At 69.8% G+C, this 17,759-nt stretch carries 15 protein-coding genes; 14 read left to right on the top strand and 1 reads right to left on the bottom strand.

Annotation, left to right across the window (positions count from 1 at the left end):
* The first annotated feature begins 20 nt into the window (after positions 1-20).
* The gene (locus EKD16_RS24765) at positions 21-740 is read left to right on the top strand and encodes a hypothetical protein (RefSeq protein ID WP_131102971.1); all 720 of its coding nucleotides are present in this window, start codon (positions 21-23) and stop codon (positions 738-740) included.
* Between the two features lie 2 nt (positions 741-742).
* Here EKD16_RS24765 and EKD16_RS24760 read toward each other — a convergent pair whose 3' ends face one another.
* Entirely contained in the window at positions 743-2,092 is a 1,350-nt protein-coding gene (locus tag EKD16_RS24760; RefSeq protein ID WP_165498695.1) for a phage portal protein, read from the bottom strand.
* A 171-nt stretch (positions 2,093-2,263) separates the two neighbouring features.
* Between EKD16_RS24760 and EKD16_RS24755 the strand changes: the two genes are divergently transcribed.
* From EKD16_RS24755 to EKD16_RS26415, 13 genes are all read left to right on the top strand, one after another.
* Positions 2,264-2,992 (top strand): hypothetical protein, encoded by a 729-nt coding sequence (locus EKD16_RS24755; RefSeq protein ID WP_131102969.1) that lies wholly within the window; start codon positions 2,264-2,266, stop codon positions 2,990-2,992.
* A 39-nt stretch (positions 2,993-3,031) separates the two neighbouring features.
* Positions 3,032-3,898 (top strand): P22 phage major capsid protein family protein, encoded by an 867-nt coding sequence (locus tag EKD16_RS24750; protein WP_131102968.1) that lies wholly within the window; start codon positions 3,032-3,034, stop codon positions 3,896-3,898.
* A 36-nt stretch (positions 3,899-3,934) separates the two neighbouring features.
* On the top strand, positions 3,935-4,369 hold the full coding sequence (locus EKD16_RS24745) for a hypothetical protein (RefSeq protein WP_131102967.1): 435 nt from the start codon (positions 3,935-3,937) through the stop codon (positions 4,367-4,369).
* Between the two features lie 2 nt (positions 4,370-4,371).
* Positions 4,372-4,935 (top strand): Lsr2 family DNA-binding protein, encoded by a 564-nt coding sequence (locus tag EKD16_RS24740; protein WP_131102966.1) that lies wholly within the window; start codon positions 4,372-4,374, stop codon positions 4,933-4,935.
* Position 4,936: 1 nt separating this feature from the next.
* Complete coding sequence (locus EKD16_RS24735; RefSeq protein WP_131102965.1) at positions 4,937-5,305, top strand: head-tail adaptor protein; 369 nt, start codon at positions 4,937-4,939, stop codon at positions 5,303-5,305.
* Entirely contained in the window at positions 5,306-5,704 is a 399-nt protein-coding gene (locus tag EKD16_RS24730; protein ID WP_131102964.1) for an HK97-gp10 family putative phage morphogenesis protein, read from the top strand.
* The gene (locus EKD16_RS24725) at positions 5,701-6,126 is read left to right on the top strand and encodes a DUF3168 domain-containing protein (RefSeq protein WP_242677497.1); all 426 of its coding nucleotides are present in this window, start codon (positions 5,701-5,703) and stop codon (positions 6,124-6,126) included. The genes EKD16_RS24730 and EKD16_RS24725 overlap by 4 nt, the downstream gene beginning before the upstream one ends.
* 123 nt (positions 6,127-6,249) lie before the next feature.
* The gene (locus EKD16_RS24720) at positions 6,250-6,672 is read left to right on the top strand and encodes a phage tail tube protein (protein ID WP_131102963.1); all 423 of its coding nucleotides are present in this window, start codon (positions 6,250-6,252) and stop codon (positions 6,670-6,672) included.
* 1 nt (position 6,673) lies between these two features.
* Positions 6,674-7,096: a hypothetical protein gene (locus tag EKD16_RS24715; protein WP_131102962.1), complete on the top strand. Its 423-nt coding sequence runs from the start codon at positions 6,674-6,676 to the stop codon at positions 7,094-7,096.
* A gap of 41 nt (positions 7,097-7,137) precedes the next feature.
* Positions 7,138-7,413 carry a phage tail assembly protein T gene (locus EKD16_RS24710; protein WP_449457508.1) on the top strand — a complete coding sequence of 92 codons (276 nt, stop codon included), beginning with the start codon at positions 7,138-7,140 and terminating at the stop codon, positions 7,411-7,413.
* 13 nt (positions 7,414-7,426) lie between these two features.
* Positions 7,427-12,460, top strand: coding sequence for a phage tail tape measure protein (locus EKD16_RS24705; protein WP_131102960.1), 5,034 nt, complete (start codon positions 7,427-7,429; stop codon positions 12,458-12,460).
* Positions 12,457-14,457: a hypothetical protein gene (locus tag EKD16_RS24700; protein ID WP_131102959.1), complete on the top strand. Its 2,001-nt coding sequence runs from the start codon at positions 12,457-12,459 to the stop codon at positions 14,455-14,457. Before EKD16_RS24705 ends, EKD16_RS24700 begins: the two co-directional genes overlap by 4 nt.
* Positions 14,454-17,756, top strand: a complete 3,303-nt coding sequence (locus EKD16_RS26415; protein ID WP_131102958.1) for an alkaline phosphatase D family protein — start codon at positions 14,454-14,456, stop codon at positions 17,754-17,756. Before EKD16_RS24700 ends, EKD16_RS26415 begins: the two co-directional genes overlap by 4 nt.
* Positions 17,757-17,759 lie beyond the last annotated feature (3 nt).

Here is a 17,759-nt window from a genome sequence, read left to right as displayed (position 1 = left end):
TGAGCCGCCAGAATGGCGCCATGTCCCCCTTCACAGACTGGCTCATCGCCCTCAAGGACTCCGACCTCTTCCTCAGCGCGCTCGGCGGTGGCCTCGGCGGCGGTGTCATAGGCGGAGCCATCAGCTGGGCCGCGACCTTTTGGCAGACACGCTGGATGCTGAAAGCTGAGCGCGAGAAGGCGGAGGCAGAGCGGACGGCGCAGGCGGCAACCTCACGCAGCCAGCGCGAGGCCGATGCTCTGGTGGATCTGCTGGCCTCCCTGAGGTCCGTCAAGGAGGGCATCCCCGAACTCCGCACCAAGCACCGCCAGTTAGCGACCGGTCGAGGCGACCAAGCCAACGCCGAGCGCCGCCACATCCGCGAAGTCGTGATGCCCCGCGTCCTCACGCCGGAGATCCGTCGGCGGCTTCAACTGCTTGAGGACCTTCTCGACAGGTACTCGCGGATGCCGATGCCGACTACCGAGGACGAGTTCGGCGACGAGGTAGACGCCGAACCGGATATGCTCGCGCGCGTTCGCGCCGACGTCACTCAATGGCTCGAACATGTTCGGGAAACCGTCGAATCCGTGCTGCACGACAGCCCGCCCCCTGTCGATAAGGAACCGCCGTACCTTGACCGGTCGAGTCTCAGAGCGTGGCAGCGGCCCGGCCGACCGGATGCGCCGGCCGTGCCGGAAAAGGAGGGGTGGCTCCGAAGGATGCGGCGGAGTATCGCCGCCAAGGTCCATCCCGGTTGAGGTCAGACCGCTGCCAGGTTGTTGCGCTGGTCGCCCTCGGGCTGGTCCTGCTGCTCGCGCTGCGGCGGGGGCGGCGCGGCCGCGGCCTGCTCCTCGGCCATCTCCTCCCACTCCTTGATGGTGTCGTCGCTGAACGGCAGCTCGTGCCATAGCGCCTTCTTGGGCACTCCGAGCTTTCCGGCGATGGTGCCCAGCAGTTCCACGAACCGCATCGCGCGCTGGTCCAGGGTCGGCTTCCACCGCACCCGCGCCCCCGGGTCGACCTCGACACCCACGAGGCGGCCGGCCTGACCCAGCAGCTGCTCGTGCCCCTCGCCCACGATGATCTGGCGTTCACGAACCTTGCGGGCGTTGGACTCCTTGGACTCCACCAGCGCCTCCGCGCTGATGTTGGCGAGGTTGCCCAGCAGTTCGTGGGTGGGGGTCTGGGAGAGCGCCGACATGTAACGCACCGCCGACTCCCGAGAGTCGATGAACCCGTCCAGCTGGACCTGGGACACCTCTTTGACGTCGAAGTCGCTGGGCTTCGCGCGCACCGTCAGGCTGGAGGACGCGGAGGCGCGCAGCTGCTCCTCCAGCTGCTCGACCATCTGGCCGATGAAGATCTTGCGGCCGTGGGCGCCGTAGTGCTCGGCCACCAGAAGGTGGAAGGTGATCAGATTGATCTGGTCCTGCAGCGGCATGACGGCCTCGACGTCGCCGCGCACGGGGTCGTCGAGGTCCTCCTCGGCGAGGTAGCGCACCACCGGGCACACGTCTTGCTCGTGCGGCGTCTCCTCCACGTACTCGAAGGTGATGGAACGTTTGCCGTCGGAGGAGCGGCGGCCGCGGGTGGTGCGCCGCATCTTGTAGACGTTCTCCTCGTCCACGAGGCGCCACGTCTTGTCGGGCCGCATCTCCAGCCCATAGTCGGGCCAGTCGTCGTCGTCCCCATAGGCCACGGTTATCTGCCGAGGTGACAGCGCCCGCATCACCGCGGTGTCGCTGCTGTCCGAGGGCAGCGCAATGCCGTAGGCGACGCCGTAGCCGCCGATCGCCCGGTTGACGCCGATCTGTTTGCGGTCCCACCGGTTGGACTGCCACTGCCGCCACACCTGACTGGCGCCGGCCTTGTTCTCGGAGGTATAGCCGTCCACGAACATCTGCTGCGAGGTGGCCTTCACCGCGAGTTCGCACAGGTTGACCCGGCTCATGCGCGCCAGCGCCTGCAGCTCACGAGGGGTGTTGGCTGGCAGCCACGTCAGCTCAGGGTCGCCCCGAAGGTAGGCGCGCTTGCGGTCAAGATCCCGGCGCTCCGACTGCCGGAGTTCGAACAGTTCGCTCGCCTTTTCCTCGGTTTCGCTCGGACTCATCCCCATGGCGGCCCCCAGATGATCTATGCGTTCAGGGTATGGGTTGCGGTTGATCCATGTCTTTCAGCTATCATCCCTGTCAGAGGGCTGATCACCGAAACGGTGTTCGACCCGGCAGGCAGACACCGCCCTTCCGAAACGGCAGGGCGCCGGACCCGAAACGGGACGCACGTGGCTGACGAGACAACTGAGACCGAGAGCGAGACCACCGAGACCGAGGCCACCGAGGGAGCCGAAACGGCGACCGAGGAGACCGGCACCGGCGAGGCAGGGTCTGGCGAGGACACCGGAACCGGGTCTGGGCCCAGCCAGGGCGATGACCAGGATGACGGCGGCGACGCCTACTGGCAGGCCGAGATCGCCAAGCGCGACGCGGAGATCGAGAAGTACCGGAATCTCGCCCGCTCGCAGGAGGCGAAGTACAAGGCCGCGGTTAAAGGCACGTCGAGCGAGCCCGAAACGGGCAGCAGCCGCACACCGTCCGCTCAGCAGACCGCCGGCGGCGGCCAGCAGGGCGACACCGGGTCCAGCCAGGAGCCCACTCAGGAGGACCGCCTCCAGCAGCTGGCCGACGAGATCGCCCGCATCAAGGCCGATCACGAGCAGGCAGCTCGGGAGCGGACCGTCGCCGACGTCGCCAAGGCCAAAGGGCTCAGCGTCGAGCAGGCCGGCCGCCTGCGGGGCAGCAGCCGCGAGGAGCTGGAAGCCGACGCCGACGAGGTCATCGCGCTCTTCGGTCTCGATCAGACCAAGAAGACCCCGGGCCCGGCACCTAAGCCCAAGGAGAAGAAGCCCGCCCCTGTGCGTGGCGGCTCCTCCAACGCCGACGCCGGCGATGGCCGATCGCGCGAGGACATCCTGGCGGCGGTGACCGACACCGGCAGGCGCACCAAGAAGTAGGCGCCGCGGGCTCCGGGGAAGAGACCCCGAGGAGCCCTTGTGGCGTTCGTGACTTCCCAGAGCATCAGCACGCTGGCGGTCGACTTGTTGTCGGCGCAGCTGTCGCTGACGCAGACCGTGTCCCAGGTGCCCTCGGGCGACCTGGCTCCGACCACCGGCGGCGAGACCACGATCCCCGTTCCGGTCCCGCGCGAGGCCCGGGTGCAGCCGCGCGGCGGCACCCTGACCTACGACGAGGTCGAGGAGACCGAGGTCCCCTTCGACATCGAGCACCTTTACGACGGTGCCCGCGTCACCGAGCACCAGCGCAGCCTCGACATCGTCGATTTCGGTCGGCAGGTCACCCGCAACCAGGTCCGCGCGGTCGTGTCCGGCGCCGAAGGTCAGCTCGCCGACGTCATGAACTCGATGGCGCTGGACACCGAAGCGCTGCCCGACGGCAGCAACTTCGACAACATCATCGCCGACGCCAACGCGACCCTCGACGAGGCCGAGAACCCCATGGAGGGCCGCTATCTCGGCGTCTCCCCGAGGTTCGCCGCCCGCCTCACCAGCCCCGACGGTGTCACCCTCACCGACTTTCAGGGCGAGGTCGCGACCGAAGCCCTGCGCAGGGGAATCCTCGGCGAGTACCGCGGGTTCATCGTCGTGAAGAACCCCCGGCTGACCGGTATGCGGGCCCTGGCCTACCACTCGTCGGCGTTCGCATTCTCGACGATGGTGCCCCAGCCCATCCCCGGCACCATCGACTCCGCGGTCCTGTCCGAAGAGGGCTTGTCGCTGCGCCACGTGTTCATGGTCGACAGCTCCACCGCCGCCACCCTGTCGCTCCTGTCGATCTACGCCGGCGCCGAACTCGTCGACGCCGACCGGGTCGTGGTGCTCGGCGTCGAGGACGAGTCCTGACCCGCCCCCGCCAGCCACGCGGAGAAGGGGGCGGACGTGGCTGAGGCGCTGCTGAGCCTGACCCAGCACGAGACCCTGCTGGGTCGGGCCCGCCCCCTGCCCGAGCACAAGCGTGCCCAAGCCGAGGCCGTCATCGCGGCGGTCTCGGCAGAGGTGCGCCGCATCGCCGAAGGCGAGCTGGACGACGTCGACCACACGTCCACCTCGGCCGCCGCAGCCGAGGTGCGCCTGATCGTGCACGCGATGGTCCTGCGCGGCACCACCAACCCCCGCGGCCTGTCCTCCGAACGCATCGGTGACTGGCAGGGCCAGGGGATGCGGCCCGTCTACGCCACCGACGAGGAAATGTCTGCGATCCGAGCGGCTGTGGGCCTGAAGGACATCCGCAGCGTGCCGCTGGCCGGCGACATGCCCCAACGGCTCCTCGATGAGGCCGCAGCCGCCCCGTACCGACTTCACCTGGGAGATTGACCATGAGCGTCCGCTTCGAAAACGTCCGCACCGGCCGGGTCGTTGAATACGACGAGCCCGAGGACATCGCACCGCCCGACGCCGTCTACCCCACTTCCAACGCCAAGGCCATGGCCCGGCGGGATGCCTCTCGCCGGGAGCGGCTGCTGAAGGCGATGCGGTCGTCGCGGCGGTGGCGCACCACCACCAAGGCGATCACACGCCGCACCGAGCTGCAGCGCGAGCACGAGCGGCGCGAAGAGGAGCGCCGCCGCATCGAAGCCCAAGTGCGTGCCGAATACGACCAGAAGCTGGAGAACGAGCGCGCGAAGTGGGAACGCGACCACGACGCCTCCGACCGGGACAAGGGCACCACCGACGATGGCGGCCCGCAGGGCCCGGTGGGCAAGAGCGACGCCCAGTCCGTCGGCGACCAGCCGGCGAAGGCCACCCCGGAGCGGGCCGAACCGTCGCAGGCCGAGGTGCGCGCCTGGGCCAAGGGCCAGGGCTACGAGAACGTTCCCGCGCGCGGCACCCTGCCTGAGGACATCATCGCCGCCTACAAGGCCGAACACCCGGGGGGCTGACATGGTGGCGCACCTGCTCGACCTCACCCTCGACCACTACCGGGTCGAGACCGTCCGCACCCCTTCCGGCGGGCTGTCCGAGGACCGCGTCCACCTGGGAAAGGTCGACGTGCGCCCCTCCCAGCCCTCCGCGCAGGAGCGGGCGCTGGCGCGCACCGCGGTCGGTCCGCAGCAGGGCCAGGCCGAGCTGACCCAGCCGGTGTATGTGGAGGCGGACGAGGACGTGCGCCGCGGCGATGAGCTGGAGGACCCGGTGACCGGGGTGGTGCGGCGCGTCGTCGCGCGCCTGCGCCCCTCCGAGGAGGACGCCTACCTGCGGTTGGACGTCGAGGTGCACCAGCCCGAACCCACCGTCGAGGAGGTGTCGTAGATGCCGGGGCGGGTGAGTGTCGAGATCCGCGGCGCCGACAAGCTGACCGACCGGCTGAAGCAGCTGCGGCCGGCGGTCAAGCGCGGCACCCGCACCGCGGTGGAGGCCTCCGGCAAGGCCATGCGCACGGGGATGCGCAACCTTGCGCCGGTGCGCACCGGGGCGCTGCGCGACTCCATCGACTACGAGCTGGTCAACGACGGGCTGACCGCCAGGGCGGGGCCGGGCGACTGGATCGACTACGCGATCTTCCAGGAGTTCGGCACGTCGCGGATGCCGGCCCAGCCCTACATCCGCCCGGTCGCTGAGGCCGAACGCCGGCTGTTCCCCGAGCGGGTGCGGATGCATGTGCGTGAGGAGATGGACCGGCGCCGCGGGTCGAGGAGGTCGCGCTGGTGAGCTTCCAGGAGACCCCCGTCGCCGAATCCGCGCTGGGGCCGCTGCAGGTCGCGATCGTCGCCCGGTGCGAGGAACACCTCGACGTGGCGGTGTGGGACTACGTCCCCGAGGACCAGCCCCACCCCTATGTCACGGTCGGCGAGGCGTTCGAGTCGCCCGACAACGTGCACGGGAGATTCGGGCGGCGGGTGCGCCAGACGCTGCACGTGTGGACCCGCGGCCGCGGCGGTTTCGCCGAGGCCAACCGCATCACGGGCGACCTGGTTCGGTTGTTCGACCACCAGGAGCGCCACCTGGTGGTCGCCGGCCACCGGGTGCGGTCCGTACGGCTGGCCACCGCCCAGCCGATGCGCGACCCCGACCCCCTGGTCCGGCACGTGCCGCTGGAGCTGGTGGTGCACACCGAGCAGCAGCCGCCCTAGGCGGCCCGACAAGCACCTTCGGCTGATCACCGGAGGAAGGGTCTCCCTCCCTGCTCCCAGGTCTGGGAGGGGGCCCGCCCCACCTGGGACGTCCACACACGATCCGTGATGGAGGTCCACAAAGTGGCTGGATACAACGCGTTCGGCACCCGGTTCGAGCGGGGTGACGGCGGCGACCCCGAATCGTTCGACATGGTCGGTGAAGCCACCGACATCAGTGGCCCCGAGCAGGAGCGGGAGACCATCGAGACCACCTCCCACCAGTCCCCCAACGGCTACCGCGAATTCGTCGGCGGCCTCAAGGACGGCGGCGAAGTGTCGTTCGAGGTGCGTTACGACCCGAATATCCACAACCCGCTGCAGGACGACTTCGAGGACGCGCTCACCCGCAACTACCGCATCGTCCTTCCGGAAACCCCCGGCGGAATCTGGAACTTCTCCGGGTTCCTCACGAACATGGGCATGGAATTCCCCTTCGAGGACGCCATGTCCTGCAGCTTCACGTTCAAAATCAGTGGAAAACCGTATTTCGAGGAGGCATCGTAAAGTGGCGTTTCTCGGCCGTGAAGAGATCCTGGAAGCCGAAGAGGACGACTTCGAGGATGTGAAGGTCAACGAGTGGCGCAAGAAGGGCGCCACCGAGGACGCGTGGGTGCGTGTCTACCCGATGAGCGCCTCCCAGCGCTCCCGGGTGGAGTCCACGATGCTGGAGGTCAACCAGACCGGCCGCGGCTACGAACGCATCGGCCAAATCGCGCTGAAGACCGTGATCTGGTGCGTCGGCTCCGAGCACTCCAGCGACCCGGTGTTCAGCGAGTCCGACGTCAAGACGCTCGGCTCGAAGTCGTCCAAGCCCATCCTTCGCATCCGCGACGCAGCTTTCCGGCTTTCCGGGCTCGCGCCCGGCGCGGTCGAGGAGGAGATCGAGGATTTCGACGTGACCCAGGGAAGCGATTTCGATACCGACTAGCCGCGTCCCTGGGATACACCCACAAGGCCCTTCTTCAGGAGATGCCGGCGCGTGAACTGACCTCATGGGCTGCCTTCCAACAATTGGAGGGCCCGTTGGACCGGTCACGCGACGACATCCTCACCGGGATTGTCGCCGAGCGGGTCACCACCATGCTCACCCAAGAGAAGAAAGGGAAACGCAGGAAGAGGCTCACCGCGGAGGACTTCATCCCGAAGTGGGGCAAGCGCGCCGGGTCCGACAAGCGCCAGACGCCCGAGCAGCAGAAGAGCCTGCTGAAGGCCCTGACCGAGAAGTTCGGCGGCAAAAGCGACTGAGAAAGGGGGCGGGGTGTCGACGCTCGAAGAGCTGACGGTCGTGCTGGATGCCGACGTCAAGGCGTTCGACCGCGACATGCGTCGGCTGACCCGCCAGACCCGCAGGACGCTGCACCAGGTGGAGCAGTCCGCGACCCGCGCCGGACGGTCCTCGGGCGGCGGGTTCACCGCCGCGTTCGAGAAGGAGACCACCCGCGGCGTCGAGCAGACCACCGAGCGCTCAGCCCGGCGGATCCGCGACTCCAAGGGCCGGTTCATCAAGGCCGGCACCGCCACCGGGTCCTCATTCGTGTCCGGCATGGACGAGGCGGTGTCCTCCGGCGTCGCCCAGACAATGCGCACGACCGCCGCGCAGGCCATGGGCGACACCTCCCAGGCGTTCAGCCGGGGCGGCGACCTGGCTGCGCGCGGGTGGGTGCGGGGCGCCGACGGCCGCATCCGCGACTCCCGCGGCCGGTTCATCAACAGCGGGGAGTTGGCGGCCGCCGGCATCGGCCAAGGGTTGGGCAGCGGCACCCAGCAGGCCACCGCCCCGCTGGGCGGGCTGGGCCGCGCCGGCGGCGCGTCGTTCACCGGCGGCATGACGATGGGGCTGGCCGGGCTCGCCGGGGCGTTCGGCGGGCTGCCGATGCTCGCCGGAACCGCGGCCGCCGCCATGGGCGCCAGCGTGTTGACCGCCTCGAAGGACTTCGAAGCCGCCATGAACAACGTGAAGGCGATCTCGGGGGCGACGGGGCAGGAGTTCCAGGCCATGTCGGACCTGGCCCGCGAGCTGGGGTCGACGACGATGTTCTCGGCGACCGAGGCCGCCAACGCCCTCGGGTTCCTTTCGCAGGCCGGTTTGTCGGCGCACGAGTCGATGGAGGCGCTGCCCGGCACCCTCGATCTGGCCGCCGCGAGCGGGATGGAGCTGGCGCGCGCCGCCGACATCTCCACCAACATCCTCTCCGGGATGGGACTGGAGGTGTCCCAGCTCGGCCGCCTCAACGACGTGCTGGCCTCCACCGCGAGCAACGCGAACACCAACGTCGAGGAGCTGGGCTACGGGTTCAAATACGTCGGCCCCATCGCCTCCAGCGCGGGAATGTCGTTGGAGGAAACCGCGGCCGTGATGGGAACCTTCGCCAACGCCGGCATCAAGGGCGAGAACGCGGGCACCGCGCTGCGGGGCGCCCTGTCCTACCTCATCCGCCCCACCGCCAAAGTGCAGGAAACGCTGGACGCGCTCGGGGTCACGGTCACCAAGGCCAACGGTGACCTGCGGCCGATGGCCGACATCATGCGCGACCTGGAGGCGGCCGGCGCCGGCACCGCCGACATGATGAACCTGTTCGGGGTCGAGTCCGGGCCGGCGATGATCGCGCTGCTGCGCCAGGGCGGCGACGAACTCGACAGCTTCACCGGCAAGCTGCGCGATTCCGAGGGTGCGGCCAAGCGGATGGCCGACATCAAGATGTCCGGGCTGCAGGGGGCTCTGAAAGGCGCCACCTCCGCCATGGAGGGCCTGTTCCTCGCGATCGGCGACATGGGTGTCCTGGATGGCGCCACCGCTTTGGTCGACATGTTCTCCGGCGCCGTGCGCGGCGTCACCGGGTTCCTTGAGGAGCACGAGGCCGCCATCAAACCGGTGCTGGAAGTGGTGGGGATGCTCGCCGGCGCCATCACCGTCGTAGTCGCGGCGCTACTGGCGGGCAAGGCGATCATCGCCGGGGTCACCGCCGCCCTGGGGGTGGTGCTCTCCCCCATCGGGCTGATCATCGGCGCGCTGGCCGCTTTGGCCGCCGCCCTCGCCCTCGCCTGGAAACGCTCCGAAACTTTCCGGGAGATCGTCACCGGGGTCTGGGAGAAGGTCGGCGACGCCGCGGGGGCCGTCGCCGACTGGTTCCGCTCGGACCTGTGGCCCGTCCTGGTGGACGGGTGGCGCGAACTGCGCGACGCCACCGAACCCCACATCGAGCGGATCGTCGGGTGGCTGAACGAGCTGCGCAAGGGCGCCGAAGCGTTCGAGGGCCGCTGGTCGTGGGTGTGGGAGCAGGCCGCCGACAAGATCGAACTCGCCAAGGACTTCGCCGCCGACTGGGGCGGCGCCATCATCCGCCAGTTGCGCGGCGCGATCGACCTGGTCACCGGCCTCATCGAGGGCGACTGGTCCAAAGCCTGGGACGGCGCAAAGGAGGCCGCCAAGGGCGGCGCGGACTACCTCGTCGCGTTGTTCTCCACGGCGGGCAAGCTCATCTGGCAGGCCCTGAAGCTGTGGTTCTGGCAACTGCCGGGCTCGGTGTCGAGCTGGTTGGCCGACGCCGCCCCCGAGATCGCCGACGCGCTGGCCACCGAGTGGATCCCCGCGTTCCTGGAGTGGTACGGCGACCTGCTCGACCAGTGGCACACCAAGCTCGGCGAGCTGCGCGACGACCTCATCGGCTGGATCCGCGGCGTCCCATCCGACATCAAGGACAACCTGCCCACGTGGACGGTCGCGTTCACCGACTGGGCGGGCGGCCTGTCGGAGACGGTGCGCACGAAGCTGTCCGGGGTCGGCCGGTCCCTGGGGGGCTGGTTCGTCGACGAGGCCGCGAAAATGCCGGGCCGGCTGGCGTCGTGGACGCAGAAGCTGGGCGACTGGGCCGGCGGCCTCTGGGAGAAGACGAAGGCCAAGTTCGACTCCTGGGGGTGGAAGCTCACCTACTGGGTCGAGGACTTCGCCGCCGACCTGCCCGCCAAGCTCGACTCCTGGACCCGCAAGATCACCACCTGGATCCAGGGCTTCGCCGACACCCTGCCCATACGGCTGCAGTCCTGGACCGACAAATTCGTGGCCTGGATCGAGGGCTTCGCCGAGGGATTGCCGGAGAAGCTGACCAAGCTCACCAAGAAGTTCGTCGACTGGGCTACCGGCGTTCCCGACAAAACGGTGAAGGGCCTCAAGGAGGAGGACGCCCCAGGCAAGCTGGCCACCCACGTCGAGGAGGACTGGGGGCCGCGGCTCATCGGCGCGCTGGGCACCGTCCTGTTCGAGCTGGCCAAGGCCGTGCCCGGCATGGTCGCCCAGGTCGGGCTGGCTCTGCTCCGCGCCTACGGCAAGGCCATGGGGGCGCTGGCTCAGTCCGCGGTGGAGGCGGGCCGACAGCTGCTCAACATCGTCCGGACCATGTTCATCGCCATCGTCCAGGTCGTCATCGGCCAGCTGACGGAGATGGTCACCGTCGTCGGCGAGAAGTTCGGCGAGATGAAGGACAAGGCGCTGGATAAGGCGCGCGGCCTCTACGACGAGCTGGTCGGCAACTCGATCATCCCGGACATGGTCTCCGAGATCATCGGGGAGACCAAGAAGCTGCCCTCCGGGGTGGGTGACCAGGTCACCGGGATGAACACGAAGGCCATCGAGCAGACCCGGCTGATGGCCGCGGCGATGACCACCCAGGTCGCGGTGCTGCGGTCCTCGGTGCTGCTGACGCTGGTGGCGCTGCGCAAGGGCTCGACCGCGCTCGTCCGGGCGCTGGCCGCCACCATCCTGGGCTCGATCGGGCAGCTGGTCACCCAGAGCCTGCGGCTGGCGGCCGTGCTCGCGCGCGGGTTCACAGGCGCGTTCGACGACATGGCCGCCGACTCGACCAAGAGCTTCTTCGCGATGGTGCGGGCGCTGCAGTCGGGGTCGCGGTCGCTGGTGTCGATGCTGCTGGATGCGACGACCCACATGCGCAAGGGCGTCCTGCAGAATTTCCGGGCGACCGTGGTGGGGGTCCACGCGTCCTGGGGGCGGCTGCGCCAGGCCGCCGCCGCCCCGGTCCGGTACGTCATCGACCCGGTCGTGAACAAAGGGTTGCGGGGCGTGTGGAACACCATCGCCCGCAAGGTGCCGGGCCTGTCCACGATGGGCAAGGTGCCCGGCTTCGACCAGGGCGGCATGGTCGACCTGACCGGCGGCGGGAAGTTGGCCGGGTACTCCTCCAAGGACAACCGGCTCGCCGCCGTGCGCGACGGCGAAGGGGTCCTCACCCCGCAGGCCACCACCAGCCTCGGCGGCCGGTCGTTCATCGACTCCGCGAACCGGCTGGGCGGCGACGCCGGGAAACTCCTGCTGGAAGGATTCGCGAGCGGTGGTGTCGTCGGGCTCGCCAACCGGTTCCGGGAGCTGGGCAAGGACTCCTGGGACAACCGGGGCGGTGTGGTCGCCGCCGGAAACCGTGCGCTGAACGGGATGGCCGCCGCGACCGCGAACCGGTACGGCACCGGCAACGACCTGCACGGGCAGGGCTTCCACGACGTCCGCCACTGGAACCGGGCCATCAGCGCGCAGATCAAGGCGCACCGCGAGGACCTGGAGATCGGCAAGGGCGCCAAGGCCGTCGTCGAGCTGGCGCAGCGCACCGTGGGCCGCTTCCCCGAGAACCCGCCCGGGTCGAACCGCAACGCCATCACGGACTGGTACGGCATGGCAGGGTCGCCGTGGTGCGCGATGTACGTGAGCTGGCTGTTCGACAAGACCAAGAACAGCAGCGCGCTGAAGGGCGCCTCGCGTACCGCCTGGACCGGTGACTACTACACCTCCGGGATGCGGCGCGTCTCCGAGTCGCAGAAGAAACCCGGCGACGTCGCCGTCTACGGCACGTCGCACGTTAACACCGTTAACGACCCCGAGCGGTACCGGATCGGCGGCAACGAAGGCAACAACGTCCGCCGCTCCACCCGCTCCGGCGGGGCGATCTTCCGGCCCGACTGGCCGGGCTACGCCATGGGCGGACTCATCGACCCGGCCGACTTCGTGATGCAGGACAAAGGCTGGGAGGGGCAGCCGGCCGACCACATTGCGGCGCTGCGCCAGATCCTGCCCTCGGCGACCTACGACACGGGCGGCTACCTCCCCGTCGGGTACTCGCTGGCCTACAACGGCACCGGCGCCCCCGAACCCGTCGGCGCCGAACCCATCCGCATCGTCATCGACCTCGAAGGCGGCGACGCCGAACTGCGGCGCCGCATCCGCAAGATCACCCGCATCGAGGGCGGCGGCAACGTTCAGATCGCATTCGGCAAGGGGGCCAACGCATGATCGAGATCATCGGCTCCACCGTCGCCGGCGGCTTCGTCGCCGAAGTGACCGCCGATGTGCCGCCCGCCACCCAGGCCGGCGACCGGCTGCTGATGTTCGCCAGCGCCAACGACGAAGTCGAAATCGTTCAGTTCCCGACCGGGTGGGCGGTGGTCAACGAGGAGCTGATCAACGAGGGCGCCCAAGCCTACACCTGGCTTTTCACCCGCCAGGACCAGGCCGACGACCCCGACCAGGTCACCGTGACCTGGGCCGGGGACCACTGGCATTTCCTGCACATCATCGCGCTGCGCGGCGTCGCGGCCATCCGCACCCACGCCACCGCGGTCACCGGCGACCAGGACGCCGCCCAGCTCGACGTGCCGTCCCTGCCCGCCCAGCGCGGCGACCTCCTCGTGGTCGGCGGATTCCACTGGGACGACACCACCAAGGCGTTCTCCCCGGCGGGATTGGAGGTGGTGGAGCACATGGACCGCGGGTGGATCACCGGCACCCGCCAGATCACCCGCGAGGGCCCCACCACCGGCTACACCGTCACCGCCGGCACGGTCGGGCTCATGTCGACCATCGCGGTGCTGCTGAAGCCGACACCGGCACCCGCCCCGCCGCCGACGTTCCCCCTGACGATCCGCACCGAGCTGGTCATCGACGGCGGCTGGGTCGATATCAGCGCGGATGTGCGCGACACCGAACCGGTGGAGATCAGCCGCGGCCGCGCCGATGAGACCGACACCGCCGACGCGTCCTCGTGCTCCCTGACGATCAACAACCGCGGCGGCCGGTTCTCCCCCCGCAACCCTGGCTCTCCCTATTTCGGGCTGATCGGCCGCAACACCCCCATCAGGGTGTCCATCGTCGTCGACGGGACCACCATCCCGCGGTTCACCGGCGAAGTCGCCGAATGGCCCGTCTCCTGGGACGTTTCCGACAACGACGTGTGGGTGCCGCTGAAAGCCTCCGGGGTGTTGCGGCGGCTCGGCCAGGGCACCGCCCCCGAACAGTCCGCCCTGCGGCGATTCATCAACGCCCGCTCCCCGGTGGCGTACTGGCCGCTGACCGACGGCGCCACCGCTCTCGTGGCGAGCCCGGACGCCGGCCCCTACGACATGGCGGTGGTCGTCGACGCGCCCCCAGGGCAGATGGGCACCCAGGCCCGCCTCGACTGGCGCGAAGGCAGCCTCGCCGCCTGGCTGGAACCGGTCGCCCGCACCCACCGGGACCTGGGCCGCATCTCCGGGCGGGTGTCCTCCCAGGACGCCTCCACCGACTGGTCGGTGGACATGGTGCGCGCCGGCGTCGGCGGGCAGGACCGCCTCGTCGTCATGACCCGGCCCGACGGCGCCGGCACCCGCCAGGAGTGGCGGGTCCGGTTCGACCAGGAGGCGCCCGACATGCGGGTGTGGGTGCGGCTGGTGCCCGAGGACGCCGCCGTGCCCGGGTTCACCCACCTCGGTGTCTCCGACGACGCCCGGTTCTTCACCGACCAGCTGCGGCACGTGCGGCTGCGTGTCGCCGACAACGGGGCAGGCGAATCCGACTGGGGCCTGTGGGTCGACGGGGAGCTGCTGCTGGACGGCACCACGTCGGGGTTTGCGGCGCCGGAGCCGCCCGGTTCGGCCCAGTACTGGTGGAACCTGCGGGAACCGGCCGCGCCGGAGGGCGCGCACGCCTCCATCGGCCACATCACCGTGTGGGACGAGCAGGCGGTGCCCGCCCCGCCCTCGGCCCAAGAGGTCACGCAGGCGATGTATGGGCACACCGGCGAACCGGCGGGGGTGCGTATCGCCCGCGTCGCCGCCGAGCAGGGCCTGGCGTTCGAGGCGGTGGGTGATTTGGAGCTGACCCCGCCGATGGGGCCCCAGCGCACCGAGGCGCCCCTGGCGGTGATGCGCGAGGCAGAGCAGGTCGACGACGGGGTGCTCTACGAGTCGCGGTCCGACATCGCGCTGATTTATCGGACCACCCGGTCCCGCTACAACCAAGGAGGACGTCAGTGAGTGTGGAGTGGGTGTGGGCCGGGGCCGGCACCGACACGAGTATCTGGGTGCGGGGCAAGGTCACCGGGTCCAGCACGCGGCTGGCCGTCTCGACCGATCCGGGCTTGGCCAGCCCGCTGTTCTTCGGGCCGGTGGCGCCCACCGCCGAGGGGGTGGTCTCGATCGAGGCCACCGGGTTGGCGACCGATACGCGTTACTACTACGCCGTGGAGGACGACAGTGTCCTCGACACCGCGTTCTCGGGGACGTTCCGCACCCACCCCCTGGTGGGGGAACCGGCGTCGTTCGTCGTGGGGGCGGCCGGAGACGCCGGCCTGACCGGCAACGGCGACGACTCCCACATCGTCGACGGCGTCTCCAACCACCCGGTGTTCGACACCATGCGGGACCGGGCGCTGGCCGAGGAGTGGGTGCAGTTCGTGCACCTGGGCGACGCCCACTACCGCAACATCGCCGTCAACGACCACGCCCTGTACCGGGACGCGTTCGCCGACCTGCTGACCTACAACGGCACCCTCGGCGCGCAGGCGCGCCAAGGCCGCTTCTTCCGCGACGTGGGCATGGCCTATGTGTGGGACGACCACGACTACGGCCCCAACAACTCCGATTCCACACACCTCGGGCGGCAGGCCGCGGCCGAGGTATACCGCGAGATCGTGCCGCACTACCCCCTGGCCGTGGGCGGGGCGTCAGCGACGAACGCGCCGATCGCCCAGGCGTGGCAGATCGGCCGAGTCCAGTTCCTCGCGTGCGATGTGCGGTGGGCCCGCGACCCCAACAGCGTGCTCGACACCGACCCCGGCTCGCCGAAAACGATGCTGGGGGTGCCGCAGAAGATCTGGATGGAGCAGGTGCTGCGGAACTCCTCCGCCAAGGCGCTGGTGCTGGTGATGCCGTCGCTGTGGCTGTCCGACCAGGGCCACACCCGCGACGCCGGCATCGCCTACTCCGGCGCCGACTACTCCCGCGACTCCTTCCGCATGTTCCGGCGTGACCGCCAGGAGCTGGTGGAGCTGCTGGGCGACACCGGGTGGCTGGAGCGGATGGTGATGCTGCAGGCCGACAAGCACGCCCTGTCCATCTCCAGCGGTCCGAACAACCCGTGGGGCGGATTTCCGCTGTTCATGCTGGGGTCGTTGGACGCGGCCCACGCCGCGCTGCCGGAGGGCCAGTACGACCAGGGCCAGTCCACCGGCCGCGACCGGTACGGCACCCTGCGCATCGTGGACTCGGGCCACACCATCGCGCTGCACGCCACCGGCTACATCGGCGACACCGTGTGGCGCACCTACACCGGCTACGCCCACGTCGCACCCCACGTCGTCGCCCTGGACTACGCCGCGGGGCAGACGTTCGAGCCGCTGTCGCCGGTCGATGACGACCAGCAGCTGTCCAACGACGTCACCGCCGAACGCAGCGACGGCGGCGAACACCGGGTGGAGCAGACCACCGGGCCGCTGGGCACAGCCGAACCCCCCGCCGGGGTGGGGCGCTACTCCGACTCGGTCACCGTCAACGTCTACTCCGACGACCAGCTGGCCGACCAGGCGGGGTGGCGGGTCCACAAGGGCACCGTGGACCAGGCGCGGTATCCGCAGCTGCACTCCAACCTCACCAACCGCCGCATGGTCGACCTGCGCGACGCGTTGGCGGGGGTGGACGCCGGCGACCAGATCCACATCACCAACCCGCCGCCGTGGTTGCCGCCCGAGGCGATCACCGCGGCCGTGGAGGGTTACGACGAGACCATCACCACCCACGAGTGGCACCTGGAGTACAACGCCTCCCCCGCGGCGATCAGCGAGGTCGCTGAAACCTCCGGGGAGCTGGTGCTCAACTCCGAGCACTCCTTCGAGGTCTACGCCTACGGGTGGGAGTCCACCGGGTCCACGATCTACCACTCGCGGGTGCGGGCCTACCGCGGGTCGGGGTCGCTGGTGCAGGTGCCCGACGGCACCTCGGAGGTGGCGCGTGTCCGCACCCGGTGGGAGAACTCCCCGCGGGTGCACGCCGGCACCGAGTACCACTTCGGCGTCTGGGCGTATTCGACCACCGGCCACGACGTGGACATGAGCATCGAGTGGTTCGACGTCGACGGCACCTACCTCGGGTTCCCGTTCATCCTGCTCGCCACCCCGACTCCGGTGGAGGAGTGGACCTACCTGCAGGGGTCCAGCGTCGCCCCCGAAGGCGCGTGGCGGCTGCGCGTCAACATCAACCAGCGCCCCACCCCGGCCGATACCGACCTGCTCTGGCTCGACGAGGCCGTGCTCTCCGACGGCACCGAGGCGGGCCCGAACCGGCCCAACCGGGCCGACACCTCAGGCTCCGCCCTGGTGGAGGCCATCGGCGCCGAAGACACCCAGGTGTGGGTCGCCACGGTGCAGGACGAGTACGGCGGGTCGCGGTGGATCAACGCCGACGGCGCCACCGCCACCCACGCCACCGAGTTCCCCTTCGACGTGCGCGCGGGCGGGGAGGTCATGCGGGTCACCCACGCCCAACCCGCGGCGTGGGACCTTTTCCGGAACAGCCGCGGCGCCAACACCTGGGGCACCAGCGAGTCCGGTACGCCCTGGGCCGAAACGGCGGTGCCGGACACCAACCTCGGTGTCGACGCCGTCGACCACTACGGCTACATCCAGCTCAACGCCGGGCTGACGACGCTGCGCACCCAGCTGCTCGACCCCGGGGTGGCGGTCGGCGACTGCGAGGTGCTGTGGAGCATCCGCGTCAACCAGATCAGCCCCGGGGGGCCGCAAATCGGCGGGCTGGTGCTGCGCCACACCGGCGCCGACGACTTCTACCAGTTGCGCGTGCACTTCTCCCACCTGGGCGCCGTCAACCTCAGCGTGGCGCGCGGCGAAACACAGATCGACTCGGGCCACGTCACCGCCCCGCCCCTGGCCTACGACGCCAACGCCGGCGTGGACTCCCGGATCTGGGTGCGGACCCGCATCATCGGGCACCGCGTCCTCGCCCGCGTGTGGCACCAGCGCTACCCGTCCGGTGAGACCGACCTCGGCGCCGGCCTCGATCTAGGCCACATGGAGCCGCACCACTGGATGATCGACCGCACCATCCCCTCCTCGGCGGGCCGTATCGACGCCGGCCAGCTCGGGTTCTCGGCCGTGTGCGACCCGGCGTTCACCGGCACCAACCCCTCGTTCCGGTTCCAGCTGGCGGAGGTCGTCACCCCCCAGTCGATGACGGTGCAGCGCTCCATCAACACCGTCAGCAAAGACCACCCGGCGGGCACCGGCCTGAGCCTCGACCGCAGCCCCGTCATCGGACTCTAAGGA

The sequence above is a fragment of the Streptomonospora litoralis genome, assembly GCF_004323735.1.
GTDB classification, from domain to species: Bacteria; Actinomycetota; Actinomycetes; order Streptosporangiales; family Streptosporangiaceae; genus Streptomonospora; species Streptomonospora litoralis.
The sequence above is the reverse complement of the archived record's forward strand: the minus strand, read 5'-3'. Positions and strand labels throughout refer to the sequence as shown.

Bases quoted from the DNA above. Each gene is read 5' to 3' on its own strand.
- EKD16_RS24700 (WP_131102959.1), top strand. From the start codon at position 12,457: ATGATCGAGATCATCGGCTCCACCGTCGCCGGCGGCTTCGTCGCCGAA.
- EKD16_RS24740 (WP_131102966.1), top strand. From the start codon at position 4,372: ATGAGCGTCCGCTTCGAAAACGTCCGCACCGGCCGGGTCGTTGAATAC.
- EKD16_RS24730 (WP_131102964.1), top strand. From the start codon at position 5,306: ATGCCGGGGCGGGTGAGTGTCGAGATCCGCGGCGCCGACAAGCTGACC.
- EKD16_RS24710 (WP_449457508.1), top strand. From the start codon at position 7,138: ATGCCGGCGCGTGAACTGACCTCATGGGCTGCCTTCCAACAATTGGAG.
- EKD16_RS24735 (WP_131102965.1), top strand. From the start codon at position 4,937: ATGGTGGCGCACCTGCTCGACCTCACCCTCGACCACTACCGGGTCGAG.
- EKD16_RS24765 (WP_131102971.1), top strand. From the start codon at position 21: ATGTCCCCCTTCACAGACTGGCTCATCGCCCTCAAGGACTCCGACCTC.
- EKD16_RS24760 (WP_165498695.1), bottom strand. From the start codon at position 2,092: ATGAGTCCGAGCGAAACCGAGGAAAAGGCGAGCGAACTGTTCGAACTC.